This is a genomic window from Streptomyces sp. cmx-18-6, from assembly GCF_046548915.1.
Lineage (GTDB): Bacteria > Actinomycetota > Actinomycetes > Streptomycetales > Streptomycetaceae > Streptomyces.
The window spans coordinates 170,552-196,847 of record NZ_JAEBEP010000002.1; the positions used below are offsets into that span (position 1 = coordinate 170,552).

24 protein-coding genes and 1 tRNA gene are annotated in these 26,296 nt (G+C 71.0%); 12 read left to right on the forward strand and 13 right to left on the reverse strand.

Features of this window, described 5'->3' with window-relative positions; all coding sequences use genetic code 11:
- The first annotated feature begins 1 nt into the window (after position 1).
- Positions 2–577 (forward strand): SigE family RNA polymerase sigma factor, encoded by a 576-nt coding sequence (locus ACLJPL_RS05800; RefSeq protein ID WP_411080022.1) that lies wholly within the window; start codon positions 2–4, stop codon positions 575–577.
- A gap of 59 nt (positions 578–636) precedes the next feature.
- Positions 637–2,082, forward strand: a complete 1,446-nt coding sequence (locus tag ACLJPL_RS05805) for a hypothetical protein (RefSeq protein ID WP_411079599.1) — start codon at positions 637–639, stop codon at positions 2,080–2,082.
- A 214-nt stretch (positions 2,083–2,296) separates the two neighbouring features.
- Here the strand turns inward: ACLJPL_RS05805 and ACLJPL_RS05810 are convergent, their stop codons facing one another.
- Together ACLJPL_RS05810 and ACLJPL_RS05815 are read right to left on the reverse strand one after the other, a co-directional pair.
- The gene (locus tag ACLJPL_RS05810; RefSeq protein ID WP_411079600.1) at positions 2,297–3,217 is read right to left on the reverse strand and encodes an SURF1 family protein; all 921 of its coding nucleotides are present in this window, start codon (positions 3,215–3,217) and stop codon (positions 2,297–2,299) included.
- A 156-nt stretch (positions 3,218–3,373) separates the two neighbouring features.
- A complete protein-coding gene (locus ACLJPL_RS05815) occupies positions 3,374–5,233 on the reverse strand; it encodes a S9 family peptidase (RefSeq protein WP_411079601.1) in 1,860 nt (619 codons plus the stop codon).
- Between the two features lie 124 nt (positions 5,234–5,357).
- Here ACLJPL_RS05815 and ACLJPL_RS05820 point away from each other — a divergent pair, with 124 nt between their 5' ends.
- Positions 5,358–6,248: a class I SAM-dependent methyltransferase gene (locus tag ACLJPL_RS05820; RefSeq protein ID WP_411079602.1), complete on the forward strand. Its 891-nt coding sequence runs from the start codon at positions 5,358–5,360 to the stop codon at positions 6,246–6,248.
- 226 nt (positions 6,249–6,474) lie between these two features.
- Here the strand turns inward: ACLJPL_RS05820 and ACLJPL_RS05825 are convergent, their stop codons facing one another.
- The 3 genes from ACLJPL_RS05825 to ACLJPL_RS05835 all read right to left on the reverse strand — a co-directional run bounded on the left by ACLJPL_RS05825 (position 6,475) and on the right by ACLJPL_RS05835 (position 9,331).
- Positions 6,475–7,281 carry an SGNH/GDSL hydrolase family protein gene (locus tag ACLJPL_RS05825; RefSeq protein WP_411080023.1) on the reverse strand — a complete coding sequence of 269 codons (807 nt, stop codon included), beginning with the start codon at positions 7,279–7,281 and terminating at the stop codon, positions 6,475–6,477.
- A 497-nt stretch (positions 7,282–7,778) separates the two neighbouring features.
- Positions 7,779–8,414, reverse strand: a complete 636-nt coding sequence (locus ACLJPL_RS05830; RefSeq protein ID WP_411079603.1) for a maleylpyruvate isomerase N-terminal domain-containing protein — start codon at positions 8,412–8,414, stop codon at positions 7,779–7,781.
- Positions 8,411–9,331 carry an NAD(P)-dependent oxidoreductase gene (locus ACLJPL_RS05835; protein ID WP_411079604.1) on the reverse strand — a complete coding sequence of 307 codons (921 nt, stop codon included), beginning with the start codon at positions 9,329–9,331 and terminating at the stop codon, positions 8,411–8,413. Before ACLJPL_RS05835 ends, ACLJPL_RS05830 begins: the two co-directional genes overlap by 4 nt.
- 149 nt (positions 9,332–9,480) lie before the next feature.
- On the opposite strand from ACLJPL_RS05835, the gene ACLJPL_RS05840 reads away from it, so the two are divergent.
- Both ACLJPL_RS05840 and metG read left to right on the forward strand, forming a co-directional pair.
- A complete protein-coding gene (locus ACLJPL_RS05840) occupies positions 9,481–10,449 on the forward strand; it encodes a GlxA family transcriptional regulator (RefSeq protein WP_411080024.1) in 969 nt (322 codons plus the stop codon).
- Positions 10,450–10,683: 234 nt separating this feature from the next.
- Positions 10,684–12,405, forward strand: a complete 1,722-nt coding sequence (metG, locus tag ACLJPL_RS05845; protein ID WP_411079605.1) for a methionine--tRNA ligase — start codon at positions 10,684–10,686, stop codon at positions 12,403–12,405.
- Positions 12,406–12,662: 257 nt separating this feature from the next.
- Here metG and ACLJPL_RS05850 read toward each other — a convergent pair whose 3' ends face one another.
- The 4 genes from ACLJPL_RS05850 to ACLJPL_RS05865 form a co-directional block, all read right to left on the reverse strand.
- A complete protein-coding gene (locus ACLJPL_RS05850) occupies positions 12,663–12,902 on the reverse strand; it encodes a hypothetical protein (protein ID WP_411079606.1) in 240 nt (79 codons plus the stop codon).
- On the reverse strand, positions 12,899–13,831 hold the full coding sequence (locus ACLJPL_RS05855) for a hypothetical protein (protein ID WP_411079607.1): 933 nt from the start codon (positions 13,829–13,831) through the stop codon (positions 12,899–12,901). The genes ACLJPL_RS05850 and ACLJPL_RS05855 overlap by 4 nt, the downstream gene beginning before the upstream one ends.
- A 233-nt stretch (positions 13,832–14,064) precedes the next feature.
- A tRNA-Pro gene (locus ACLJPL_RS05860) sits at positions 14,065–14,138 on the reverse strand.
- 95 nt (positions 14,139–14,233) lie between these two features.
- Positions 14,234–15,172, reverse strand: a complete 939-nt coding sequence (locus ACLJPL_RS05865) for a metallophosphoesterase (RefSeq protein WP_411079608.1) — start codon at positions 15,170–15,172, stop codon at positions 14,234–14,236.
- A 79-nt stretch (positions 15,173–15,251) separates the two neighbouring features.
- On the opposite strand from ACLJPL_RS05865, the gene ACLJPL_RS05870 reads away from it, so the two are divergent.
- Complete coding sequence (locus ACLJPL_RS05870) at positions 15,252–15,716, forward strand: GatB/YqeY domain-containing protein (protein ID WP_411079609.1); 465 nt, start codon at positions 15,252–15,254, stop codon at positions 15,714–15,716.
- Between the two features lie 190 nt (positions 15,717–15,906).
- Here ACLJPL_RS05870 and ACLJPL_RS05875 read toward each other — a convergent pair whose 3' ends face one another.
- On the reverse strand, positions 15,907–18,153 hold the full coding sequence (locus ACLJPL_RS05875; protein ID WP_411079610.1) for a transglycosylase domain-containing protein: 2,247 nt from the start codon (positions 18,151–18,153) through the stop codon (positions 15,907–15,909).
- 430 nt (positions 18,154–18,583) lie between these two features.
- Here ACLJPL_RS05875 and ACLJPL_RS05880 point away from each other — a divergent pair, with 430 nt between their 5' ends.
- A complete protein-coding gene (locus ACLJPL_RS05880) occupies positions 18,584–18,934 on the forward strand; it encodes a WhiB family transcriptional regulator (RefSeq protein ID WP_411079611.1) in 351 nt (116 codons plus the stop codon).
- 118 nt (positions 18,935–19,052) lie between these two features.
- Here the strand turns inward: ACLJPL_RS05880 and ACLJPL_RS05885 are convergent, their stop codons facing one another.
- Positions 19,053–20,603 carry an ArsA family ATPase gene (locus ACLJPL_RS05885; protein WP_411079612.1) on the reverse strand — a complete coding sequence of 517 codons (1,551 nt, stop codon included), beginning with the start codon at positions 20,601–20,603 and terminating at the stop codon, positions 19,053–19,055.
- Entirely contained in the window at positions 20,600–21,574 is a 975-nt protein-coding gene (locus tag ACLJPL_RS05890) for an ArsA family ATPase (protein ID WP_411079613.1), read from the reverse strand. Before ACLJPL_RS05890 ends, ACLJPL_RS05885 begins: the two co-directional genes overlap by 4 nt.
- 72 nt (positions 21,575–21,646) lie before the next feature.
- On the opposite strand from ACLJPL_RS05890, the gene ACLJPL_RS05895 reads away from it, so the two are divergent.
- The 4 genes from ACLJPL_RS05895 (at position 21,647) to ACLJPL_RS05910 (ending at position 24,178) form a co-directional block, all read left to right on the forward strand.
- A complete protein-coding gene (locus ACLJPL_RS05895; protein ID WP_019888269.1) occupies positions 21,647–21,805 on the forward strand; it encodes a DUF4177 domain-containing protein in 159 nt (52 codons plus the stop codon).
- Positions 21,805–22,275: a RidA family protein gene (locus ACLJPL_RS05900; RefSeq protein ID WP_411079614.1), complete on the forward strand. Its 471-nt coding sequence runs from the start codon at positions 21,805–21,807 to the stop codon at positions 22,273–22,275. The genes ACLJPL_RS05895 and ACLJPL_RS05900 overlap by 1 nt, the downstream gene beginning before the upstream one ends.
- A gap of 161 nt (positions 22,276–22,436) precedes the next feature.
- A complete protein-coding gene (locus ACLJPL_RS05905; RefSeq protein WP_411079615.1) occupies positions 22,437–23,351 on the forward strand; it encodes an NUDIX hydrolase in 915 nt (304 codons plus the stop codon).
- A complete protein-coding gene (locus ACLJPL_RS05910; protein WP_411079616.1) occupies positions 23,348–24,178 on the forward strand; it encodes an MBL fold metallo-hydrolase in 831 nt (276 codons plus the stop codon). The genes ACLJPL_RS05905 and ACLJPL_RS05910 overlap by 4 nt, the downstream gene beginning before the upstream one ends.
- Before the next feature lie 172 nt (positions 24,179–24,350).
- On the opposite strand, the gene ACLJPL_RS05915 is transcribed toward ACLJPL_RS05910, so the two are convergent.
- Positions 24,351–25,025 (reverse strand): Crp/Fnr family transcriptional regulator, encoded by a 675-nt coding sequence (locus ACLJPL_RS05915; protein ID WP_003967450.1) that lies wholly within the window; start codon positions 25,023–25,025, stop codon positions 24,351–24,353.
- A 348-nt stretch (positions 25,026–25,373) separates the two neighbouring features.
- Here ACLJPL_RS05915 and nth point away from each other — a divergent pair, with 348 nt between their 5' ends.
- Positions 25,374–26,243, forward strand: coding sequence for an endonuclease III (gene nth, locus ACLJPL_RS05920; RefSeq protein ID WP_411079617.1), 870 nt, complete (start codon positions 25,374–25,376; stop codon positions 26,241–26,243).
- Positions 26,244–26,296 lie beyond the last annotated feature (53 nt).

Here is a 26,296-nt window from a genome sequence, read left to right on the forward strand (position 1 = left end):
CATGCCGGTGATCGCGCCCATGCCCGCTGCGCGCACGGTCTCGTTGCCCTCGCAGCGCGAGGGTGCTGAGGAGACGGTGGCAGCGGGAACCACGGTCGACCACCTCACCGAGACCTATCGCGCCCACTACCGTTCGCTGCTCGGCCTCGCGGCCCTGCTGCTGGACGACACCGCGTCCTGCGAGGACGTGGTGCAGGAGGCGTTCATCCGTGTGCACTCCGCGCGCAACCGCGTCCGGGAGCCCGAGAAGACCCTCGCGTACCTCCGCCAGACCGTCGTCAACCTGTCGCGTTCCGCGCTGCGCCGCCGCATCCTCGGGCTGAAGCTGCTCTCCAAGCCCATGCCGGACATGGCGAGCGCGGAGGAGGGCGCGTACGACCAGTTGGAGCGGGACGCGCTGATCAAGGCCATGAAGGGGCTCCAGCGACGCCAGCGCGAGGTGCTGGTGCTGCGCTACTTCGCGGACATGACGGAGGCCCAGGTCGCGGAGACGCTCGGAGTTTCGCTGGGCTCGGTCAAGGCGTACGGTTCCCGCGGTATCGCGGCGCTGCGCGTTGTGATGGAGGCCCAGAAATGAGCGGCCCCGATGACCGGCACGAGCACAGGCACGAGAACCACCCGACGGGAAACGGAATTGTGAACCACGGGCCGGAGAAGACTCCGCACACCGATCCGGACACCCCGGACGGCCCGGACCGCCCGCACGACGAGAGCGCGCAACCCGACGAGGGCGAGAGCCCGGAACCGGGGCCGTCGCCCGCGCGTGCGGACGACGATGACGACGCCGCCGGAGCCGGTCACACCTCCGGGCCCGGTCACACCTCCGGATCCGGTCACGTCTCCGGCCCCGGTCACACCTCCGGACCCGGTCACGTCTCCGGACCCGCCGGTGCGGACAGTGCCGCAGCCCGTGCTGATCGTGCTGCCGGTACGGGTGCGGGCGCGGCCGCCGGTACGGGTGCGGCGGGTGACGACCTCTCCGGCACGTTGACCGATCTCTTCGGGGGCGGGCGCGGAGGACGTGGCCCCGGCGACGGTCCCGGCACGGGTGCGGGCCTGGGCGACGGCCCCGATGACGGCTCCGGCTTCGAGCTGGACGAGGTCGCCCTCCGCCGGATGCTGCACGGTGCCGTGGGGGACCTCGAAGCCTCCGACCGGGCCCTCGAACAGCTGCAACGCGCCGTGCCCGCCCGGCGGGCCCGACGACGACAGGCCGTCGTCGGCGCGGCCGCGGCGGCGCTGCTGATCGGCACCGCCGTCCCCGCCTTCGTGCACGTGGCGAAGTCGGACGACTCCTCCATCGCTTCGCCCGCCATCGCCGGGCACGGCGAACAGGCCCAGGGCGGCAACGGGGACGAGACCGACCCCGAAGCACGGAACGAGCGGCCCGCGAAGCCGACCGACCGTGCGAGCACGAGCGACCCCGACGAACCGGACCCCTCCCGGAGCCCCTCCTCCAGCATCGGCAAGGACCCGGAGAAGGGCGTGACGGGCGGGGTCTCCGCCTCACCGCCCTCGGAGCTCGCCTCCCTGCCGGTCTGCGACCCGGGCCAGCTCGGCGTCGCCTCGGCGTGGACCGACGCACCGGGCACGGACGGCACGGTGTACGGCAGCTTCAGAATCGCGAACGTGTCCGGCGCGGAATGTACGGTCAGCAGCAGCGGCACCGTGGGCTTCACCGCCCTCGGCGCGGCCGACCCGCTCAAGATCGACGTGATCCAGCACACTGCGGGCGACGCGGCGTCCGGCCTGCCCGACCCCTCGCAGGAGCCGGGCACGGTGCTGCTGAAGCCGACCATGGCGTACGAGGTCCGGTTCGCCTGGGTGCCGACCGACACCTGCCCGACCGTGGCCCCGTCACCCAGCCCCACCCCGTCGTCGGACGGTACCGGCGGTACGACGAGCGAGGGTTCCGGGCAGCAGTCCGGCGTCGATGCGCAGTCGCTGTCCCAGGACGGCGCGGCGGACGGCAGCGTCGCCGTGACGCACACCCCGGAGGCGGGAGCCCCCACGGCGGCGACGACGATCCCCAACGCCTGTTCCGGCACGATCTACCGCACGGGCGTCCTCGCCACCGATTAGGCCCCCGCGCACTCTCAGCCCCCGCGTCTGAGGCCCGGCAAGCTCTCAGCCCTGCGAGTTCTCAGGCCCGGCGAGCGCTCTCTCAGCCCTGCGGAGTTCTCAGGCCCCGCGAGCTCTCAGGTTCCGACGAGCTCTCAGGCCCCGGCGAGGCGTGGCGAGGCTACGAGACACAGGCTGGGAGACAGGCTCCGGATCCGCTGACGGATCGCAAGGGCTACAGCCCTTTCGCGGTCTCCGGAGTCTTCACGGCGTCGGGCCTCTCCACGCCCTCCGATACGCCTTCCGGCACATCCTCCTGTACGCCCTCCGATACGCCCTCGGGCGACTCGGACGCCTCCCCGCCCTCCGGCACCAGGCCGAGGGCGAGATCGCGGGCGGCCTCGGCCTCGCGGCGGACCAGCCGGAACCACATGAAGAGCACGAAGCCGGCGAAGACGAACCACTCGCCCGTGTACCCCAGGTTCTGGAACGCCTTGAGATCGAGCCCACTGCCCTGCGGGGCGGCGGCGGGCACCGGCTTCATCGCGCCGCCGCTGCTAGTACCGCCCGCACCGCCCGTCGCCGTCCCCGTCTCGGGAAGCGTCACCCAGGCGTCGTACACGTCGTACTCGACCAGGTTCACCAGCGTCGCGGCGCTGATCATGCCGAGCTGCCCCTCGGGGAGCCCGCCCCTGACGTTGACGCCGTCGCTGTTCGCGTTCTCGGAAGCCTGGAGGTCGCCGGTCACCGTGACCTCGCCCCGCGGTGCGGCGGGTACGGGGACGCTGCCCGCGGTGCCCGGCAGCCACCCCCGTACGACCGGCAGGGCCTTGCCGCCGTCCGTGCGCAGCAGGTTCAGGACGTAGAAGCCCTGGCGGTCGTCGAGTTCACGGCCGGGAACCAGGAACTGGTCGGCGTACGTCCCGGTCGCGACGGCCGGGCGGCCGGACGTCACCTTGTCGACGGGCAGCAGCTCGTCCAGCGGTTTCGCGGCCCGGGTGCTCGGATCGGGCTGCTTCTCCGCCTGCTCGTGCGACTGCACACGGTCCTCGAAGCGGCCGAGCTGCCAGGTGCCCATGAACACGCAGAACGGGATGGCCAGCACGACGAAGAGGTTGATCCCCCACCATCGCGGGGTCAGCAGGAACCGGTACACCCCTCCACGGTACGGTTCCCCGCTCCGGCCGCCTGGAGCGGGGTCCGCCCTTTATCCGCCTCTTACGTCCCCGATGAGCCCCGCCCAGCCCCTGCCGGAGGGCGCACCGGCCCCGCCGAGGAACCCTGCCCAGCCCTGACGCTCCCGCTCCAGCCCCTACGCCCCCGCTCCCCGCACGTCGCCTCCCCCCAGGTGCTTCAGCGCGAACTCCAGCTCCAGCCGCACCTGCTTGATGCGCTCCTCCACCACCAGCGAGCCGTGGCCGGCGTCGTACCGATACACCTCGTGCACCGCGCCGCGCGCCGCGAGACGGTCCACGTAGTTCTCCACCTGACGGATGGGGCAGCGCGGATCGTTGACGCCCGCCGAGATGTAGACCGGGGCGCGCACCGCGTCGACGTACGTCAGCGGCGACGATGCCTCGAAACGCTCGGGCACCTCCTCCGGCGTGCCGCCCAGCAGCGTGCGGTCCATCGACTTCAGGGCCTCCATCTCGTCGTGGTACGCCGTGACGTAGTCCGCAACCGGCACGGCGGCCAGGCCCAGCGCCCAGGCGTCCGGCTGGGTGCCGAGGCCGAGCAGGGTCAGATAGCCGCCCCACGACCCGCCGGCCAGGACCAGGCGCCGCGGGTCCGCGAGCCCGGACTCCACCGCCCAGTCCCGCACGGCCGCGATGTCCTCCAGCTCGATCAGGCCGACCCGGTGCTTGAGCGCGTCCGTCCAGGCGCGGCCGTAACCGGTGGAGCCCCGGTAGTTGACCCGCACGACGGCGAACCCGTGGTCCACCCAGGCCGCCGGGCCGGAGGCGAAGGCGTCGCTGTCGTGCCAGGTCGGGCCACCGTGGATCTCGAAGACGGTGGGGAAGGGCCCGTCCCCGGTGGCGGGCTTCTGCACGAGGGCGTGGATCCGGCCGCCGGGCCCCTCCACCCACGCGTCCTCGACGGGCACCGAGGGCGGGGCCTTGGCGCCCGGCGGGTCCAGGACCACCGCACCGCTCGTCGACCGCACCACCGGCGGCTGCGCGGCCGAGGACCAGAGGTACTCCACCGTGCCGTCCGGGCGGGCCGTGGCCCCCGACACCGTCCCGGCGGGGGTCTCCACGCGCACGGGCTCCGCGGCCCCCGGCTCGTACCGCCACAGCTCGCTGCGGGCCTCGAAGCTGTGCTCGATGAGCAGCGCGGAGCCGTCCTGATACCACTCGGCGCCCACGTCACCGGGCAGGTCGACGGGGAGCGCGGTCTCCGTGCCCGCAACCGGGTCCCAGATCATCGGCTCCCAGCGGCCCCGGCGCTGATGCCCGACCAGCAGCCGGGTGTCACCGGCCACCGGCGCGAAGCCCAGCACGGCGAGCCCCAGCTCCTTCGTGCCGCCCTCGGTGTCGTCCAGCTCGGCCACCGTGGAACCGTCCGGGCGCACCACCCGCAGCGCCGAGTGCATGGCGTCGCCGTGCTCGGTGTGCTCCAGCGCGATCAGCGTCCCGTCGTGCGACAGGTCCCCGACACCGGCGGACTCCCGATGCCGATAGATCTCCACGGTCCCGCCCCCGTCCGTGCCGCCACTCCCGTCCCCGCCCGGCGGCCGCACGAGATGGACGGTCGTCCCGTCCTCGTCGGTCGAGCGACCGATCACCGCCGAACCGTCCCGTCCGATGGCGAGCCCCGCCGGATAGGAGGGGGCGAGGCCCGGCGCGGCGGGCTCGTCCTCCCCGCCGCCGAACGGCTGGCGCATCCACACCCCGAACTCGTCGCCGTCCGTGTCGCTGAACCACCAGATGGCCTCACCGTCCGGCGTCAGCACGCCGTCGGTCGTGCCGTTGGGCCGGTCGGTCACCTGGCGCTGCCGCCCGCTCGCGCGATCCCATGCGTACAGCTCATAGGTCCCCGTGGCGTTGGAGACGAAAAGCGAGCGGTCAGGCGCGTCCTCGGCCCAGTCGGGAAGGGACACCCTGGGCGCGCGGAACCGCTGCTCCCACTCCGGCACGGTCGAGGCGTTCTGTGATTCGCTCATGCCCTCCATCCAACCCGATCTCCCGCCCGACCGGGGAAGCCTGTGGACAACCTGCCGACGAACACCGGTCCGGTCCGCACCGCCTGTGGATAACCATTCGCACCCCTCCCGCCCCATGGGTAGTTTCACGGGCATGCCCCCTCCGACCTCCCCGCCCCCTCCGGCATCCCCGACCTCTCCGCCCCCTCCGGCATCCCCGAATCCGGACGACTGGCAGGAAGCCAACCGCGCGCGCTGGGACGAGCGCGTGCCGATCCACGTGGCGAGCGACTTCTACGATCTTGAGGCGTTCCGCGCGGGCACGGATGTGCTGCGCCCCTTCGAGCTCGCGGAGGTCGGCGACGTCACGGGAAAGACCCTGCTGCACCTCCAGTGCCACATCGGTCTCGACACCCTGTCCTGGGCGCGGCACGGCGCGGCGCAGGTCGTGGGCCTGGACTTCTCCCAACCCGCGGTGGAGACCGCCCGGGGCCTCGCCAGGTCGCTGGAGCTCGGCCCGGACCGCGCGGCGTTCGTCACCGCCGATGTGTACGACGCCCCGACCGCCGTCCCCGACTCCGCGTACGACATCGTCTACACGGGCGTCGGCGCGCTGAACTGGCTGCCCGACGTCGAGCGCTGGGCCGAGACCGCGGCCTCGCTGGTCGCGCCCGGCGGGTTCCTGTATCTCGCGGAGTTCCACCCGCTCACCGACACGCTCGACGACGGCACGGGTTCGGTCGTCACCCACGACTACTTCAGCCGTGAGGCATGGGTGAACGAGACGCCCGGCACGTACGCGGACTTCGACGCGCCGACCGTGCACAACCGCAGCGTCGAGTGGCAGCACCCGGTGGGGGAGGTGGTGTCGGCGCTCGCGGCGACCGGTCTGCGGATCGAGTTCCTCCACGAGCACGACGCCACGCTGTTCCGGCGCTTCGGCACGCTGGAGCGGCATCCGGACGGCCATTTCCGCTTCCCGGCCGACCGGCCGCGCATCCCGCTGATGTACTCGATCAAGGCGACGCGTCCCACGGCCCGTTAGACATCACGCCAGGTCAGCGGTGCTCTCGCAGGCCGCGCCCCGGTGATTGTCAGTGGTGGGGTCCACACTCGTTCTCATGACCGACAGGACAGACAGAACCATCGGAAGGCGGCGGCTCGCTGGTCTCCCCGTGAGCCGCCCCCCCCCGCAGGCAACAGGCGCGCCCCGGCGCACCCGTATTCCCTGACACCTACAACTACAGCTACACCGACAGCTAGAGCTAGAGCTAGAGCGCCGAACGGAAGGCGGGCAGGTAGCCGCCCGACTGCCCCGCGGCCTTGGGGTGGTACGAGTTGTAGACCGGGACGGTCACGCTGTGGAGCCAGGGATCGCCGGAGCACAGCTCATGGCCGGTGAACTCGTCGACCACGCTGGAGAAGGTGAACCCGGCGTCGGCGGCCCGCTTGGCGAGGACGCCGTTCAGCACGTCCGACGCGTCGTTGATCGCGGCCCGTTCGGTCTCGGTGAGGCCCGCTACGCAGCTGCCCGACAACTGGTAGAAGCGCGGGTAGCCGAGGACGACGACCTGGGCCCCGGGCGCGCCGGCACGGATGCCGGCGTACAGCGAATCCAGGCTCCCGGGCAGGGTGCCGTTCATCCGGGAGATCGCGGCGTTCACGCTGTTGACGCAGACGGCTTCGCTCTGGAGCACGCAGTCCTGCATGACATCGGCGAACCCGACGTCGTTGCCCCCGGCCGTCACGCTGACCAGTGACGTCGAGGCGTTCAGAGCACCGAGCTGACCACTGGCCACGGAGGAGGTGGTCGCGCCCGAGCAGGCGACGAAGGCGAAGGAGGCGGGGGAGTTCGCCGCCGCCCACAGCTGCGGGTAGGCGTTGGTGCTGCGTCGGCAGTCGCCGCTGTCGGGGAGGTAGTCCCCGGCGCCGACGCCGGAGGAGTAGGAGTCGCCGAGGGCGACATAGCCGCCCGCCGCGGCCGAATCCGCTGCGGCGGCCGGCCCGGCGACGCCGAGAGCGGCCACGGCGGCGAGGGCCAGAGTGGAGAGGGACGCCCAGAACCCCCGTACGGACAGGGCCTTCCCCCGTACGGACAGGGCTTTCCGGCGTACGGACGGGGGTGTGCTGCGTACGGGCATGGCTGTACTGCGTACGGACATGGCTGCCGTTCCTTCGAAGTGTGGGGGGTGAGTGGGGGGTTGAAGGAGTGAGGCAGTTTCTAGCAGCTCGCGGTACCCGCCGGTAATGCCCGCGCGAGAAGTCGTCTGATATGCCCGGATGATTGCCGGGGCGGCGTTGCTCCGCGCGTAGATAAACGCATAACTCCGTGTCGGAACAGGCAAGTTAGGGGGAATGTTGTGCGTCTGGCCGCCCCGGTACAGCAGTGATTCGAGCGGTCTGAGGCACGGGGAGGGAAGGTGGGAGGGAACCAAGTTCATCCGAACGGCTCAACGGCACGCCCTCGCCCACGCCCACGTCTTCAACGACACACCCGCGCCCCCCTGCGCCGGAGTGGGGCAACCGGGCAGGAGGGCGTACGGATGTGAGGAGACGGCCCACGGGCGGGCAGTGGTCAGCGCACGGTGCCGTCCCACTGCCAGCCCGCCTTCCGGGGCAGGCCGGGAAGCGAGGCGCGGCCCGTGCACCACAGCAGGGTGTCGGACGGGCGGTGCCCGGAGGGCGCGTCGGGGAAGAGCCGGGCCAGCACGGCGGCGCTGGTGTCCTCCGGCGGGTCCCAGGGGAGACCGAGGGCCCGGGTGATGTCGTAGGTATGCAGGGTCAGTTCGATGATCCCCATGGCTGCGAAACCGGTGGCGTCGGAGTGCCCCCAGGGGTGCCATGCCCGTACGTCAGCAGCCGTGTCGCGGACGGTGGAGGCGAGGAGGGACGCGGCGATCCGGAGGCCGTCCAGACAGTCGGGGATGGGGGCGTGAGGGTCGAGGGAGGCGAAGAGCGTGACGTATCGGTCGACGGGGCGGGCGATGAGCAGGCCCGCGTACCCCGTCAGACCGAGGGCGAGGTGGTCCAGGGTCTGGCGGCAGGACCAGTCGAGGCCATGGGCTCGACGCGACCAGTCCTGCCCGGCTCCCGCCCCGAGGGCGGCCAGGCAGTCGTCGGTGGCGGCGGCCAGCAGGTCCGTCCACGGCGGGGCGGCGGCCGAGGGGGCTGGCGGAGGGGCGGTGGCGGCAGCCGGGGCCACGGCGCTCATACGCTGCCCACCTCCTCCTGCGCCTTCCGCCGCGTCTCCTCCTTCGTCCCCTTCCTCAGGACCTCGATCACGCTCGCGTAGCTGTCGGAGCCGTGGCCCGCGTCCCGGGTCCGCTCCATGGTGGCCTTGAGGAGTTCGGGCAGGGCGTTGTCGATGCCCCGGGCCGCCGCGGCGTGGAGAAGGTGGTCGATGGCGGCGATCTGTACGTCGACGGTGGCGTCGTCGCCCGGGTAGCGGCCGGCGTCGACCTGGGAGGCGTAGGTGGTCAGGAAGCCGTTCACGGCGCTCAGCCAGCGGATCGCGACGGGAGTGAAGGCCGTGGCCTCGGTCTTCTCCGCGCCGACCAGCGCGGTGCCGTGCAGCCAGCCGGTCATGGTGGACCACATCAGGCCGAGGAGGGCGGCGTCGTAGAGGGAGGCCAGACCCGGGTCGGCGCCCAGGAGCAGCGGCTCGCCCAGGGTCGCCAGCGTCGGACGATGGGCGTCGAGGACGGTCTGCGACCCGCTGTAGAGGAACATCATCTCGGGGTTGCCGACCCCCGGAGGAGTGGTCATGATCGCGCCGTCGAGGTAGTCGGCACCGTACGAGCGGGCCCATGCGGCGGCTTCCTGGGCCTGCTCCGGGGTGCCGGAGGTGAGGTTGACCACGGCCTTGCCCGCCAGGGAGTCCGCGATGGGGTCGAGGGTGGTGTGCAGCGCGTCGTAGTCCAGTACGCACACGATGATCAGCGGGCTCGCCGCGATCGCCTCCTCGGGCGTCGCGGCCGGCCGCGCGCCCCGGTCGACCAGCGCCTGCGCCTTGTGCGCCGAACGGTTCCACACCGTCGTCGCGTGGCCCCGCTCCAGCAAGGTGGCGGCCAGCGCCGAACCCATCGAGCCCAATCCGATGACGGTCACGGCCGAACGATCGAAACTCATGCCCCAACTCCCTGTCTGCCCGCGCTCGGGCTCTTGATCACGTACGCACCACGCTCGCAGCACGCGAAGGCCCGGGATAGTGACAGTGGTGACGGTCATCACCAAATTCCTGCCATAGGCTGGCGGGCATGAGCGCTGGATCTGTCGCCGTGGTCGTGACCGAGGAGATCGGACTCCCTTCCTGGGACCTGTACGAACTGAGCATCCCCTGCACGGTCTTCGGGAAGCCGCAGCCGGACCTGGCGGACCCCTGGTACGACCTGCGGCTGTGCGGCACGCGGGCGTCCGACCCGGACAGCCCCCCGAGCGACGCGGGGCTGTCGCTGCGCACCCGCTACGGCCTCGCCGACCTCGCGGACGCGGACACGGTGATCGTCCCCTCGGTGCCCGACGCCTGTGTGGAGGAAGCCAGACCGCTGCCTCCGGAACTGATCGCGGCCCTGCGCGTGGCCTACGACGCCGGAGCCCGCATGGTCTCCCTGTGCACCGGAGCCTTCGCACTCGCGGAGGCCGGCATCCTGGACGGCCGCCGCGCCACCGCGCACTGGATGCACACCGCCCAGCTGGCCGCGCGCTACCCGAAGGTGCAGGTCGACGACTCGGTGCTGTACGTGGACGACGGCGACGTGCTCACCAGCGCCGGACTCACCGCGGGACTCGACCTCTGCCTCCACCTCGTACGCCGCGACCTCGGTTCGCACGTCGCCAACCAGCTGGCCCGCCGCATGGTGGTCCCCGCGCACCGCCCCGGCGGCCAGGCGCAGTTCATCGACCAGCCGGTGCCCGCCACCGACGACCGGGGCCTCGCGCCCGTACTGGACTGGGCCCGGGCGCGCCTCGACCAACCGCTGACCGTCGAGGACCTGGCGCAGCACGCGGCGATGAGCCCGCGCACGCTCTACCGGCGACTCCAGGCAGCCACCGGGGCGACCCCGCTGCAATGGCTGCTCAACCAGCGCCTGCGACGGGCCCAGGGCCTGCTGGAATCGACGGACCTGCCGGTCGCCAGGATCGGGGAGCTGAGCGGCCTCGGCACGGCGAACAACCTCCGCCACCACTTCCTCAAGCAGATCGGTGTGTCGCCGAGCGACTACAGACGGGCGTTCCCCCGCACGTAAGGGGCATGCGAGGCCGGGCACGTAACCGAGTGTGCTTTCGACCGCCGCCGTCCAAGGAACAAACAGCTCGCCGGGGCGGTACCCCGGTGCCATACGATTGCGGGGGTCACAGCTCCCACCGCCATCGCCGGTGGTCCGGGCTGAGCTGCTCGAGCAGCCGTGCCCGCTGCAACCTCCCGACTTGGGTCCGCCGTGGCATCGCCATCGGCGCCGTACGAAATGGAGCATCCACGGATGGCTCGACACCTGGTAACCAGCGCGCTTCCCTACATCAATGGGATCAAGCACCTGGGCAACATGGTCGGGTCGATGCTTCCGGCGGACGTGTACTCCCGGTACCTCCGCCAGCGCGGTTACGACGTCCTCTACATCTGCGCGACCGACGAGCACGGGACGCCCGCCGAGCTGGCGGCCAAGGCCGCCGGAGTGTCGGTGGCGGAGTTCTGCGCGCAGGCTCACGACGCGCAGAAGGCCGTGTACGACGGCTTCCAGCTGGCCTTCGACTACTTCGGCCGCAGCTCCTCGCAGCAGAACGTCGAGATCACCCAGCACTTCGCGCGGAGGCTGAAGGAGAACGGGTTCATCGAGGAGCGGGCGATCCGCCAGGTCTACTCGCCGGTCGACGCCCGCTTCCTCCCCGACCGGTACGTCGAGGGGACCTGCCCGCACTGCGGTTACGACAAGGCGCGCGGCGACCAGTGCGAGAACTGCACCCGCGTCCTGGACCCGACCGACCTGATCGACCCGCGCTCGGCGATCAGCGGCTCCACCGAGCTGGAGGTCCGCGAGACCAAGCACCTGTTCCTGCTCCAGTCGAAGCTCCAGCACGAGGTCGAGGCGTGGGTGGCGGTGCACGAGGAGCAGTGGCCCCAGCTGTCGTCCTCGATCGCCCGCAAGTGGCTGACCGAGGGCCTGCACGACCGGGCGATCACCCGTGACCTGGACTGGGGCGTTCCGGTCCCGGCCGACACCTGGCCGGAGCTGGCGGCCGAGGGCAAGGTCTTCTACGTCTGGTTCGACGCCCCGATCGAGTACATCGGCGCGACGAAGGAGTGGTCGGACGCCGCCCCGGACGGTGAGACCCGCGACTGGAAGTCGTGGTGGTACGAGGCCGACGACACGGTCCGCTACACGCAGTTCATGGCCAAGGACAACGTCCCGTTCCACACGGTGATGTTCCCGGCCACGGAGCTCGGTGTGCGCGAGCCGTGGAAGAAGGTCGACGTCGTCAAGGGCTTCAACTGGCTGACGTATTACGGCGGCAAGTTCTCCACCTCGCAGAAGCGCGGCATCTTCACCGACGCCGCACTGGAGACGCTGCCCGCCGACTACTGGCGCTATTTCCTGATCGCCAACGCCCCCGAGTCCGACGACTCCTCCTTCACCTGGGAGCACTTCGCCGCCACGGTCAACAAGGACCTGGCCGACACCCTCGGCAACTTCGTCAACCGCGTCCTGTCCTTCTCCCGCAAGCGCTTCGGCGACGAGGTCCCCGCGGGCACGCCGGCCGGCGAGGCGGAGACGCGCCTCGGCGAGGAGATCGCACGCCTCCTGGCGGAGTACGAGGAGCACATGGACGCCCTCCAGTACCGCAAGGCCGCCGCCGCGCTGCGGGCCCTGTGGTCGGCGGGCAACTCCTACCTGGAGGAGAAGGCCCCCTGGCTGGAGATCAAGACCGACCCGGGGGGCGCGGCGCTCACCCTGCGCACCGCGATGAACCTCATCCACCTCTACGCGATCGTCTCCGAACCCTTCATCCCGGCTTCGGCCGCCGCCATGCGCGGTGCCTTCGCCCTGCCGGCCGACACCGCGACCTGGGTGACGACCGAGGAGGCGAAGTCCCTGGCCTCGGTCCCGGCCGGCACACCGTTCACGGTCCCGCCGGTTCTCTTCGCGAAGATCACGGAGGAGGACCTGGAGTCCTATCGGGAGCGGTTCGGGGGTTCGGGGGCCTGAGCCGGGGACCGGTCACGATGGGCTGAGGGCTTCGAAGGGCTCTCAGCCGTCGAGGACGTGTCGGAGCTCGTCCTGGCGCAGGCGCTGGTCCGGGTCGGCGGTGTCCCCATCGAAGCGCACGCCTTCCCTGATCAGGAGAGATGCGGCGGTGTCCGTACGCGAGTGGTCGGACCACTGGAAGCCGGGGCTGACCTTCCCGGCGGCCGTGAGGACGCGCCAGGGGTTGGGGCATCGACCGCAGGTGCCGAGGTGCTGACCTATGGGGACGGCATGGCTCCCGACCGCTGCCGCCAGGTCGCCGTAGGTGGTCCATCACCCAGCAGAGTGTGCAGCCCGTTCCAGTCCTTGCGAGTGCCGCTGAGCTGCCTGGCCAGCCCGGTGAGGTCGGACCCTGCCAGCGTGGCCCATGCTTCGGGGTCGACGTCGGCGGGCACATGGGCGGTGTCCACGTCCCACCACGTCGTTCCTTGTATGCCGTCGGCGGTGCGTCCGGTCACGCTCGTGAAGACGTGGTTGGCCAGCCCGGTAGGGGAGTAGGAGGCTCCGTCCGCATCCCAGACCAGTGGCTTGCGGTGTCATTGGTCCAGGTGACGGCTGCCCGGCCGGTGCCCTGCGCCACCCACGCCCGGATCTCGGCGCGGATCGCTTCCGTCACACCGTGGCGCGGTGTCATGAGCAGCCTCGTCCCATCAGGCAACAGGCCCGCACCGACGAGCACGTGGACGGCGTTCCGTGAACGCGATCGCTCCTGCAACTTCTTGGCCGCCGCCTCGCCTTCGACCCGGGTCGGGGTGAGCGTGAACTCCTCGACCTCCGGTGTCGGATAGACCTTGGTGAACCCGGCGACGATGTGCCCTTCCACCCGCCACAGGCCGACCTGGACGAGGTCGATGTCGATGCCCATCTCCGAAAGCCAGACGACGGAGTGGGTGACCTGCTTGGGGAAGTCGGCGGCAATGATCACCTGCCGGGGCCGCTGGAGCAACGCCGGGCTCCACTCCCCGTCCACGTGGTCGAGCAGCCGCTGCCTGCACGCACCGATGTCGAGGGTCTGCCCCCTGCGCGACAGGAAGTCGCGGTGCGCCTGGGTGAGGGTGTCGAGGTCGAAGCGGGACACCAGGGCGGCGTAGGTGATCGCCTGGAGGTGCACGTCCCGGTCGGCCGTCCCCCGCTTCAGCTCGACTACGACGAGGCGCCCGGTCGCATCCAACCCGAGCACGTCCAGCCGGTCGCGGGCCGGAACCCCATCAGTGTCGGCCCACCGGTCGTACTCCGCGGTGATCACGAGCACCGACTCCCCGAGCACCTGGGGATGGGCGATCACCCACTCCTGGAGATGCTGCCGCTCCAGCAGGCCCTCGGCGGCGAGCCCGGTCCGCGATATTGGCGTGGCCGTCCGGCCGTCGACAGTGAACAGATGATCCACGGTGCCCCCCTCGTGCGCCCGGCGCGGTGCGCCGGACGACCAGAGCGTACGTGGGCGGGGTGCCGCTACGAGGGCTATCTCGCCGAATGATCGAAACGCCGAACCGCTGCGGGAGCCAACGGGGGAGCCGGAATCCAAAGTCGGCTCCCAAACGGCTCCCAAAACGCCCCCGGAAACCACTCAGGGGCCCGACCCGCTAAGCGGATCAGGCCCCTGACCTGGTCTTACAGCTGTCGGGGTGGCGGGATTTGAACCCACGACCTCTTCGTCCCGAACGAAGCGCGCTGCCAAGCTGCGCTACACCCCGATGCCCACCGGTCTCCCGGCGACATCGATTACTTTAGCCCACCTGCGGCCGGAGGCGAAATCCGCTTTCTCCGGTCCCCGCCCCGGCCCCGTCCCTCACTCCCGCCCCGTGAGCGTCAGCAGCGTGACTTCCGGGGGGCAGGCGAAGCGGACCGGGGTGTAGCGGTTGGCGCCGCAGCCCGCAGAGACGTGGAGGTAGGCGCGGTGGCCGCCCGCCGTGTGGCTGGACAGGCCCTTGACGCGGTCCGTGTCCAGGTCGCAGTTGGTGACCAGGGCCCCGTAGAACGGGATGCACAGCTGGCCGCCGTGCGTGTGGCCGGCCAGGATCAAGGGGTAGCCGTCGGCCGTGAAGGCGTCCAGGGAGCGCAGGTACGGGGCGTGGACCACGGCGATGGAGAGGTCCGCGCCGGTCTCGGGGCCGCCCTGGACCTCCGCGTAACGGTCACGCTTGATGTGCGGGTCGTCCAGGCCCGTGAACGCGACCTCCGTCCCGTCCAGCTTCAGCCGGCCGCGGGTGTTCGTCAGGTTCAGCCAGCCCGCCTCGTCGAAGGCGTCGCGCATCGGCTCCCACGGGTTGTGCACGACGCCGACCGCGGGATCGTTGCCGTTGAGGCCGTGCTTGCCCTGGACCTTCTCCAGGAGGTAGCGGGCCGGGTTGCGCAGCTTGGGGCCGTAGTAGTCGTTGGAGCCGAAGACGTACACCCCCGGGAACTCCATCAGCGGGCCCAGCGCGTCCAGCACCTCGGGCACCGCCTCCGGGTCGGAGAGGTTGTCGCCCGTGTTCACGACGAAGTCGGGGCGCAGCCCGGCCAGCGACTGGAGCCAGGCGCGCTTCTTGCGCTGACCGCTCACCATGTGGATGTCGGAGACCTGGAGTACGCGCAACGGGCGTGCCCCGTGCGGCAGTACGGGAACGGTGACCCGTCGCAGACGGAACGAGCGGGCCTCGAATCCGGCGGCGTAGGCGAGGCCGGCGGCGCCGACCGCCGCGCCGACTGCCGTGACTTTCAGGGGTACTCCGTAGCGTGCGCGCATGTGCCCATCGTCGCAGACCCGGTACGGAGTGGGGAAAACCGGCGGGCGGCCGGGGCCCCGCACCTGTCACAATCGCGGCATGACCACGCTCAAGTCCAAGCTCAAGGAAGACCTCCACACGGCCATGAAGGCGCGTGACGAGCTGACCTCGTCCACCCTTCGGCTCACCCTGACCGCGATCACCAAGGAAGAGGTCAGCGGCAAGTCGGCGCGCGAGCTCTCCGACGACGAGGTGCAGAAGGTGATCGCGAAGGAGGCGAAGAAGCGCCGTGAGGCGGCCGAGGCATTCGCCCAGGGCGGCCGGACCGAGCAGGCCGAGCGGGAGAAGGCGGAGGGCGAGCTGCTCGACGGCTATCTGCCCAAGCAGCTCACCGACGACGAGCTGAACGCGATCGTGGCGTCCGCCGTCGAGGAGGCGAAGGCCGCCGGCGCCGAGGGGCCGCGCGCCATGGGCGCCGTCATGAAGATCGTCAACCCGAAGGTCGCCGGTCTCGCGGAGGGCGGCCGGGTCGCCGCCTCGGTGAAGAAGCACCTTGCGGGCTGAGCCCCTCGGGCCGGCGAACGGGCCGGAGGGAGCGGGCCCCGCTGCCGCAGGGCGACGGGAAGCTTAGATGCGGCAGGCATAAGAAGGTAGGAAAGCAAGAAGGGGGCGCCCCGGTCCATCGACCGGGGCGCCCCCTTCTTATGCCTGCTGTCCTTCCCTGCCTGCGCGATCGCGCGGTCGCGCGTCCGCGTCAGGGGCCCTGCGAACCGCCGCCCTGCTCGTCGCCGCCGCCCGGCCCGCCGATCACGCCGGGCGGGAGCTGGACGCCGGGGCCCCGGTTGTCGCCGGGCTTGCCGTCCTCGCGGCCACGGTCACGGCCGCGGCCGCGATCACCTTCGCCGTCCTCGTCCTCGTCCTCCTTCACCTTCGCCCGGGGGACGGGGACGGGGTTGAAGGAAGGAGTCTCGGAGGCGTCCAGCGCGCCGGTCATGGCGATGCGCCAGATCGGGCCGGGGAGGCAGCCGCCGCAGACCTTGTCGTAGTACTGGCCGCCGATGGTGACGTTGAACATCGGGCTCTGCACACCGACGTCGTCACCGACCCAGACAGCGGTGGAGAGGTTGGGGGTGTACCCCACGAACCAGGCGTCCTTGCGCTCGTTCGTCGTACCCGTCTTGCCCGCGTTGTCCCGGTCGCTGAGGCCCGCCCGCGTACCGGTGCCGTCCTCCACGACGCCCTTGAGCATCTGGTTGATGGTGTCCGCGGTCCTCTCGCTCATCGCCCGCGAGCACTTCGACTGAGGGACGTCGACCTTCTTGCCGTTCGGGTCGGTGATCGACTCGATGGCGATCGGCGTGCAGTACGTGCCCCGGTTGGCGAACGCGGCGTACGCGCCGGCCATGGCGAGCGGGGTGCTCACCTCACTGCCCAGGGTGATCGCCGGGCGCTCCTCGATCGGCTTGCCGTCGCCGCGCTCGTACCCCACCTTCTTCGCCATCTCGATGGTCTCGCAAAGGCCGACCTTCTGTTCCAGCAGCGCGAAGTAGGTGTTGATGGACTTGCCGAGCGCGCCCGTCATGTCCCAGGAGCCCTTCTCCGACTCCAGCTCGTTCACCAGCGGCCAGTCGCTGTACCCGGCCGGGGAACCGGAGCAGCCCTTGAAGTCCTGCTCCTTCAGCGTCAGCTTCCAGTCCGTCGCGAACGACGTGGCCGGGCTGATGCCCTTCTCCAGCGCCGCCGCCGCGGTGAACGGCTTGAACGTCGAACCGACCTGGAAACCGTACGTGCTGCCGCCCATCCTGTTGCTGACGGCCAGATTGAGCACGGTCTCGTTCTGCTTCTGGTCCAGGCCGTACGGACGGGACTGCCCCATCGAGAGGATCTTGCCGCTGCCCGGCTCGACCTGCACCACGGCCGCCGCGAACTTGTCCGCCTTGTTGACCTTGGCGGTGGCCGCCTCGTTGGCACTCTGCTGGGCCCGGGGGTCCAGCGTGGTCTTGATGGTCAGGCCGCCGAGGTTCCAGAGCTTGGACCGGTCCTCCTCGGTCTTGCCGAAGGCGGGGTCGGTGAGGATCGTCTTGCGTACGTAGTCGCAGAAGAAGCCGGAGCCGCTGACGGCCGTGATGCAGCCGTTCTTCGGCTTGCTGACCTTCAGCTTGATCGGGGTTGCCATGGCCTTGTCGGCCTCGGTCTTCGAGATCGCGCCGGTGGCCGCCATCCGGGTCAGCACGATGTTGCGGCGCTTGGTCGCCTCCTCCGCGTCGTTGACCGGGTCGAAGCGGGTCGGCGACTGGACGATGCCGGCGAGCAGCGCGGCCTCCTCCACCTTCAGGTCCTTGGCGCGCTTGGAGAAGTACCGCTGCGATGCGGCCTCGACGCCGTACGCCTGCTGTCCGAAGAAGGTGATGTTGAGGTAGTTCTCCAGGATCTTCCGCTTGCCGAGCTCCTCCTCGACCTGGATCGCGTACTTCAGTTCGCGCACCTTGCGGCCGATCGTCTGCTCGGTGGCCTGCGCGACCTTCTCCTGGTTGTCGCCCGCCTCCTCGACGAAGACGTTCTTCACGTACTGCTGGGTGAGGGTGGATGCGCCCTGTGCGGTCCCGCCCGTCTGCACGTTGCGGTTCATCGCGCGCAGGATGCCCTTGAGGTCGATCGCCCCGTGCTCGTAGAAGCGGGAGTCCTCGATCGCGATGATCGCGTCCTGCATGTACGGGGAGATGTCCGTGAGCGGCACCACCGTGCGGTCGCGGGAGTAGACCGTCGCGATCGCACCGCCGTCACGGTCCAGGATCGTGGTCCGCTGGCTGAGCGGCGGGGTCTTGAGGTTGGAGGGGATCTCGTCGAATCCTTCGACCGTCCCCTTGGCGGCGAGCCCCAGCGCTCCGGCTGCGGGCAGCGCGATGCCTGCCAGGACAGCTCCGGAGAGTGCGGCGACACCGAGGAACTTGGCGGCCTGCTGGGTCGTGGTGAGACCCCCGCCCGAGCGCTTCTTTGGCATGGGGGCAGCCTACGTTCTCATTCGCCGGACAGGCGTACAGGCATTGGCCTAAGCTGCTCCCAACTGTCACAGCAGTCCGGTTCCGTATCAACCCCCCTGCAACCCCATGCACCTCTTCTGGTCATTCTTCTCCCGGCCGGGGTGCCGGTGAATCGAACACTGCGGCGCTCCCGAAAGCGCCCGGTGTGTCACGGAACGCCCGTTGCGATTCGGGCATGCCTGTCCCGTTTTCACGGAGATAGTCGCGCATGTCTTCCCCTCACTCCCCTGGGTGATCTGCCGCATACGCATAGTCCGTTCGGACCATTCAAGATTGGGCCCGAAGGGGGTGTTGTGCTGTCCCCGCCTTCCGTAACGTCCTCAACTGGCAGCGGTGAATATGCCGCTACCGCCGTGGGGGAGCCTCGATTCGGGAGAGGACGGCGCCGGCATGGGCTGGGTTACCGACTGGAGTGCGCAGGCAGCCTGCCGCACTACCGATCCGGATGAACTGTTCGTACAAGGGGCAGCGCAGAACAGGGCCAAGGCGGTGTGCACCGGATGCCCGGTGCGGACCGAGTGCCTGGCCGATGCGCTGGATCATCGCGTCGAGTTCGGCGTATGGGGCGGAATGACGGAGCGGGAGCGCCGCGCACTGCTGCGCCGCCGGCCCACCGTCACGTCCTGGCGCCGGCTGCTGGAGACCGCACGCAGTGAGTACGAGCGGTCCACCGGCATGCTGCCCGCGGTGATGGGGCTGGAGGACGACGAACTGCACGAGACGTACGCCGCGGTGGGGTAGGTACGCCGCGGAGCGTACGCCGCCGTGAGGGCAGGGCGGTCGGGCTCGGGCGCTGCGCGAGGTCTGCGCCGCTGCCGGAGATCTGTGCCGCTCTGAGATGTACGCCGCTCCGGGAGGTCTACGCTCCGGCCGGAGCCGGGGCGGAACCGGTCGCGAGGCGGTCGCCGATGGCCCGCAGGCCGTCCAGGTCGTGTACGTCGCCGGGCAGCGCGGCCACCGCGGTCATCGGGACCTCGGGGTGCAGCTCGGTGAAGCGGTCGCGGGTGTGCTGTTCGCGGGCGACGACCTGCATGCGCTCGGCGTGCAGCCGCAGCAGACCTGCCGTCAGCTCGTCGACGTCGATGGGGGGTTCGGTGTCCTCGGCGTTCTTGTGCGGGGTCCGGTGCTGGGTCTCGTGCGGCTTCTGGTGCGGGTTCTCGTGTTCGGGCTCGGGGGAGAGCGACGGCGCGACGGCTTCGGAGGCGGCGACCGCCGGGTCGGGGGCCTCCTGGTCGCCAAGACCAGCTTTCCCGGCCGTCTGATCCACAATGCGGGCGTCATCAAGATTTTCTGCGGCGGCGAGCGCCTGCTCGGCCGAGAGCCGGGAAGCCTCGCTGCCGTGTGCCCGGTTGAGTACGAGGCCGGCCAGCGGCATCTCCTCGGCGGCCAGCCGCTCCACGAAGTAGGCGGCCTCACGCAACGCGTCCCGCTCAGGGGTCGCGACCACGAGGAAGGCCGTGCCGGGGGCCTGGAGCAGCTTGTACGTGGCGTCCGCGCGGCTGCGGAAGCCGCCGAACATCGTGTCCATCGCGGCGACGAACGTCTGCACGTCCCGCAGGAACTGCCCGCCGAGCAGCTTGCCCAGGGTCCCGGTCATCATCGACATGCCGACATTGAGGAACTTCATCCCCGCCCGGCCCCCCACCTTCGCGGGCGCCATCAGCAGCCGGATGAACTTCCCGTCCAGGAACGAACCGAGCCGTTTCGGCGCGTCCAGGAAGTCCAGCGCGGAGCGCGAGGGCGGGGTGTCGACGATGATCAGGTCCCACTCCTCGCGCGCCCGGAGCTGCCCGAGCTTCTCCATCGCCATGTACTCCTGCGTACCGGCGAACCCGGCCGACAGGGACTGGTAGAAGGGGTTCTCCAGGATCGCGCGGGCCCTCTCCGCGTCCGCGTGCGCCTCCACGGTCTCGTCGAAGGTCCGCTTCATGTCGAGCATCATGGCGTGCAGTTCGCCCTCGCCCTCGATGCCGTCGACCCGGCGCGGGACGTTGTCCAGTTGGTCGATGCCCATGGACTGCGCGAGCCGGCGGGCCGGGTCGATGGTGAGGACGACGGCCTTGCGGCCGCGCTCTGCCGCCCGTACGCCGAGGGCCGCGGCGGTCGTGGTCTTGCCGACGCCGCCGGAGCCGCAGCAGACGATGATCCGGATGGCCGGGTCGTCGAGCAGCGCGTCGGTGTCCAGCCCTGGTACGGCGTCGGTGCGCGACCTGGGGGCGGCGTCGGTGCCCAGACCCGGGACCGCTTCGGTGTCCGACCCAGGTACGGCGTCGGCGCCCAGCCCCGGGACCGCGTCGGCGTCCGCCCCCGGGACCGCGTCAGTCTCGTGCCCGGGGCCGGAATCGGCGTCCGCCCCCGGGACCGCGTCGGGGTCGCCCTTCGTCGTGGCCGCCGCCGTAACCCGTGTCATGAATCCGCCTCTTCCCCTACGCCCTGCTTACGGAGCTCCGTGGCCAGGTCGTGCAGCGCGGCGAGGCCCACCCCGTCGCCGATCAGCGGGAGCTCAGCCGTCGGCAGGCCGAGCCCGGCCAGTACGGCGCGCTGCTCGCGCTCCAGGCCGACCCGCTCGGCGTGTTCGGCCGCCTGCTCTATCAGGGGCCGTACGAGGGCGGCGGAACCGGTCACTCCGGCCCGGGTCAGCGTCTTCGCGATCTCCTTGCGGCGGCCGGTCGCGCCGATGCGGAGGGTCTCCTCGTCGACCAGGTGCGGGCGCACCATGTTCACGATGACGCGGCCCACCGGGAGATCGGCCGCGCGCAGTTCGGCGATGCCGTCCGCGGTCTCCTGGACCGGCATCTCCTCCAGGAGGGTCACCAGGTGGACCGCGGTCTGGGGCGACTTCAGCACCCGCATCACGGCCTGGGCCTGGTTGTGTATCGGGCCGATCCGGGCCAGCCCCGCCACCTCGTCGTTGACGTTCAGGAAGCGGGTGATCCGGCCGGTCGGCGGGGCGTCCATGATCACGTAGTCGTAGACGAACCGGCCCTGCTTGTCCTTGCGGCGTACGGCTTCGCACGCCTTGCCGGTCAGCAGGACGTCCCGCACCCCGGGGGCGATGGTGGTGGCGAAGTCGATCGCGCCGAGCTTCTTCAGGGCCCGGCCCGCGCCGCCGAGCTTGTAGAACATCTGGAGGTAGTCGAGGAGCGCGAGCTCGGCGTCGATCGCCAGCGCGTGCACCTCGCCGCCGCCCGGCGCCACGGCGATTCTTCGCTCCTCATAGGGAAGCGCGTCGGAATCGAAGAGCTGGGCGATGCCCTGTCTGCCCTCGACCTCGACGAGGAGGGTGCGCCTGCCCTCGGTCGCGAGGGCGAGCGCGAGGGCGGCGGCGACCGTGGTCTTACCGGTACCGCCCTTGCCACTGACGACCTGGAACCTGCTCACGTATTCGAGCCTAACCAGTCCGGCCCCGGGCTACGCACGGGACCGTCAGTGCCAGGCGTTACAGTCGGGCCCATGACCAAGTGGGAATACGCGACCGTGCCCCTTCTCGTGCACGCGACCAAGCAGATTCTGGACACCTGGGGCGAGGACGGCTGGGAGCTGGTCCAGGTCGTTCCCGGCCCGAACAACCCTGAGCAGCTCGTGGCCTACCTGAAGCGGGAGAAGGGCTAGTGGCGGGCGCCGTCGAGGCGCGGCTCGCAGAGCTCGGCCTGACCCTGCCCGCCGTCGTGCCGCCGCTGGCCTCGTACCAGCCGGCCGTGCAGTCCGGGGTGTACGTGTACACCTCGGGCCAGCTCCCGATGGTGGACGGCAAGCTCGCCGTCACCGGCAAGGTCGGCGCCGAGGTGACGCCGGACGAGGCGAAGGAGCTCGCGAAGACCTGCGCGCTCAACGCCCTGGCCGCCGTGAAGTCGGTCGCCGGCGACCTGGACCGGATCAAGCGCGTGGTGAAGGTCGTGGGCTTCGTCGCCTCGGCGTCCGACTTCACCGGGCAGCCGGCCGTCGTCAACGGCGCGAGCGAGCTGCTGGGCGCGGTCCTGGGCGACAAGGGCGTGCACGCGCGGAGCGCCGTGGGCGTCGCCGTGCTGCCGCTGGACGCCCCGGTCGAGGTCGAGGTCCAGGTCGAGCTGATCGACGCCTGAGCCGTACGCACCCTTGCCGATGCTCCTCCCGATCCCGTCCGGTCCCCGCGACCGGGCGGGATCGCGTGCGTACGGGGTCGCGTGTGTACGGGGCATGTCGGGTCCTCGCGGTGATCACGGAGCCCCTCGAACATCGGCGCGGTTCCGGATAGCCTCCGGCCATGTCCCAAGGTCAGTGGTACCCCCCGGAATGGCCCGACCGGATCCGGGCGCTCGCCGCCGGTGAGCTGACGGCCGTGGCACCCCGGCGGGCCGCCACCGTGATGCTGCTCCGCGACCCGGGGCCCCAGGCCGCCACGCCCGGCCCCGTGGTGCACATGCTGCGCCGGCGCACCTCCATGGCGTTCGCCGGAGGCGCGTACGCCTATCCGGGTGGCGGCGTCGATCCGCGTGACGACGACCGGCTGATCGGGTGGGCCGGGCCCTCCCTGGAGCACTGGGCCGCCCGGCTCGGCGTGGCGACGGTCACCGAGGCGCAGGCCGTCGTCTGTGCGGCGGTGCGCGAGACGTTCGAGGAGGCGGGGGTCCTGCTCGCCGGGCCGACCGCGGGGACCGTGGTCAGCGATACGACCGGGGCCGACTGGGAGGCCGACCGCGAGGCGCTGGTCGCCCGCGATCTGTCCTTCGCGGAGTTCCTGGACCGGCGCGGGCTGGTGCTGCGCTCGGACCTGCTGGGCGCCTGGGCGCGCTGGATCACCCCGGAGTTCGAGCCGAGGCGGTACGACACCTGGTTCTTCGTCGCCGCGCTCCCCGAGGGGCAGCGCACCCGGGCCGTGTCCACCGAGGCGGACCGTACGGTGTGGATCGCGCCGGCGGAGGCCGCCCGCCGCTACGACCTGGGCGAGCTGCTGATGATGCCGCCCACCGTGTCGACGCTGCGGGCCCTGACGCCGTACAGGACGGCCGCCGAGGCGCTCGGGGCGGCTGACGTCCAGGACATGACTCCCGTGCTCGCGCAGGCCCGTCTGGAGGGGGATGAGCTGGTGCTGAGCTGGCCGGGGCACGACGAGTTCACCAAGCACGTGTCCACGACGGGCGAGGAGCCCGGGGCGGGCGAGAGCGGGGGCACGGCATGAGCGACGCGGCGGCCCTCCCGGGACAGCCACGCGGAACGGTGACCTCCGGACCCGCGACCGCCCGTACGGTCAACGTCCTCGCGCCGAACCCGTCCGCGATGACGCTCGACGGGACGAACACCTGGATCGTCGCCGAGCCCGGCTCCGATCTGGCGGTCGTCATCGATCCCGGGCCGCTCGACGACGTACACCTGAGGGCTGTGATCGACGCCGTGGAGCGGGCCGGCCGGCGGGTGGGGCTCACCCTGCTCACGCACGGGCACCCCGACCACGCGGAGGGCGCGGGGCGGTTCGCGGAGCTGACGCGGACGAAGGTACGGGCCCTGGATCCGGCGCTCCGGCTGGGCGACGAGGGACTCGGGGCGGGCGACGTGATCACCACCGGCGGCCTGGAACTGCGGGTGGTCCCGACGCCGGGGCACACCGCGGACTCGCTCTCGTTCCATCTGCCCGCCGACCGGGCGGTGCTGACGGGCGACACGATTCTCGGCCGCGGTACGACGGTGGTCGCGCACCCGGACGGGCGGCTCGGGGAGTACCTGGACACGCTGCGGCGGCTGCGTTCGCTGACGGTCGACGACGGCGTGCACACGGTGCTGCCGGGCCACGGGCCGGTGCTGGAGGACGCGCAGGGGGCGGTGGAGTTCTATCTGGCCCATCGCGCGCACCGGCTGGCCCAGGTCGAGACGGCGGTGGAGGCGGGGCACCGTACGCCGTCCGACGTGGTGGCCCGCGTGTACGCCGACGTGGACCGCTCCCTGTGGCCGGCCGCCGAGCTGTCGGTACGGGCACAGCTGGAGTACCTCACCGAGCACGGGCTCATCTGAAGCGGCCTGCGTGTACTGACGACTCTGAAGCGGCTCGCGTGTACTGAAGAGGCCACGCCGGAACGGGAGGGCCCCGCGGCGACCGTACGCACTCCGGTCGGCGCGGGGCCCTCACGCATCAGGTCACAGCACCGGGTCAGGCCCGCATACCGGGGCAGACCAGAACACCGGGTCAGCGCGAGCGCTTCGCGAGGCGCTCCACGTCCAGCAGGATGACCGCGCGGGCCTCCAGGCGCAGCCAGCCGCGGCCCGCGAAGTCGGCGAGGGCCTTGTTGACCGTCTCGCGGGACGCGCCGACCAGCTGGGCCAGCTCCTCCTGCGTGAGGTCGTGCACGACGTGGATGCCTTCCTCCGACTGGACGCCGAAGCGGCGCGACAGGTCCAGGAGGGCACGGGCGACACGGCCCGGCACATCGGAGAAGACCAGGTCGGACATCTGGTCGTTGGTCTTGCGCAGGCGTCGGGCGACCGCGCGCAGCAGCGCGGTGGCCACCTCGGGCCGGGCGTTGAGCCAGGGTTGCAGGTCGCCGTGGCCGAGGCCGAGGAGCTTGACCTCGGTCAGCGCGGAGGCGGTCGCCGTACGCGGGCCCGGGTCGAACAGCGACAGCTCACCGATCAGCTCGCCGGGGCCGAGCACGGCCAGCATGTTCTCCCGCCCGTCCGGCGAGGTGCGGTGGAGCTTCACCTTGCCCTCGGTGACCACGTACAGGCGGTCACCCTGGTCGCCCTCATGGAACAGCGCGTCGCCGCGCGCGAGGGTCACCTCACTCATCGAGGCGCGGAGCTCCGCGGCCTGCTCGTCATCGAGCGCCGCGAAAAGCGGGGCGCGCCGCAGAACGTCGTCCACGAGTTCTCTCCTTGTCGGCCTGTTCAGGGAACCGTGGTCCCCATCATGCCGGACGGTAAAACAGTGCGATCAATCACAAACCAGTTTGACGCACGGGCGTGCCGCTCCCTACGGCAGGGGGCCGATCGGGGGTGGATATGCGGTGACCGGGGCGGTTGTCAGTGGCTGGCTCTAGGCTTGCCGGGTGTCCAGAATGCCGGGGAGTACGCAGGGCGAGGGGGCTGACGGGGTGCCGAGGGAGCGTGATTCCGCTGTGGGCGAACGCCCCCGGTTCGACCGCCGAGTGCCGCAAATGGCTCCCTCGGAGAGCCGGGAAAGCCGGCCCGGAAGTCGGCCAGGAGGTCCGCAGTGACATCGTCAACGTCCGGAACGACGCCCGCCACGAAGACGGCGTCGAAGGCGCCCAGGACGCCTGAGAAGCCCAAGACGCCCCGGGCGCCCAAGAAGCCCAAGGCCGAGTCGCACCTCGCGCTGGTCCGTCGCGCCCGCCGGATCAACCGGGAGCTCGCCGAGGTCTATCCGTACGCCCACCCCGAGCTGGACTTCCGGAGCCCCTTCGAGCTGCTCGTCGCCACGGTCCTCTCCGCCCAGACCACCGACCTGAGGGTCAACCAGACCACCCCCGCGCTCTTCGCCGCCTACCCGACGCCCGAGGACATGGCGGCGGCCGTTCCGGAGAAGATGGAGGAGCTGATCCGGCCGACCGGCTTCTTCCGGGCCAAGACCAAGTCCCTCCTCGGCCTCTCCGCCGCCCTCCGGGACGACTTCGGCGGCGAGGTCCCCGACCGGCTGGAGGACCTGGTCAAGCTGCCCGGCGTCGGCCGCAAGACCGCCAACGTGGTGCTGGGCAACGCCTACGGCGTCCCCGGCATCACCGTGGACACGCACTTCGGCCGACTGGTCCGGCGCTGGAAGTGGACGGACGAGGAGGACCCGGTGAAGGTCGAGGCGGTGATCGCCGACATCTTCCCCAAGAGCGAGTGGACGATGCTCTCGCACCGCGTGATCTTCCACGGCCGCCGGATCTGCCACGCCCGCAAACCCGCCTGCGGCGCCTGCCCCATCGCCCCGCTCTGCCCTTCGTACGGTGAGGGCGAGACCGACCCCGAGAAGGCCAGGAAGCTCCTGAAGTACGAGATGGGCGGCCACCCGGGCCAGCGCCTCAACCCGCCGCCGGACTATCCGGGCAAGCCCGCTCCCGCGCTGGGGGCCGCATGAGGGAATGCCGCATGGAGCGCCCTCCCCACGGACGACGAAATGGCTCGGAACGA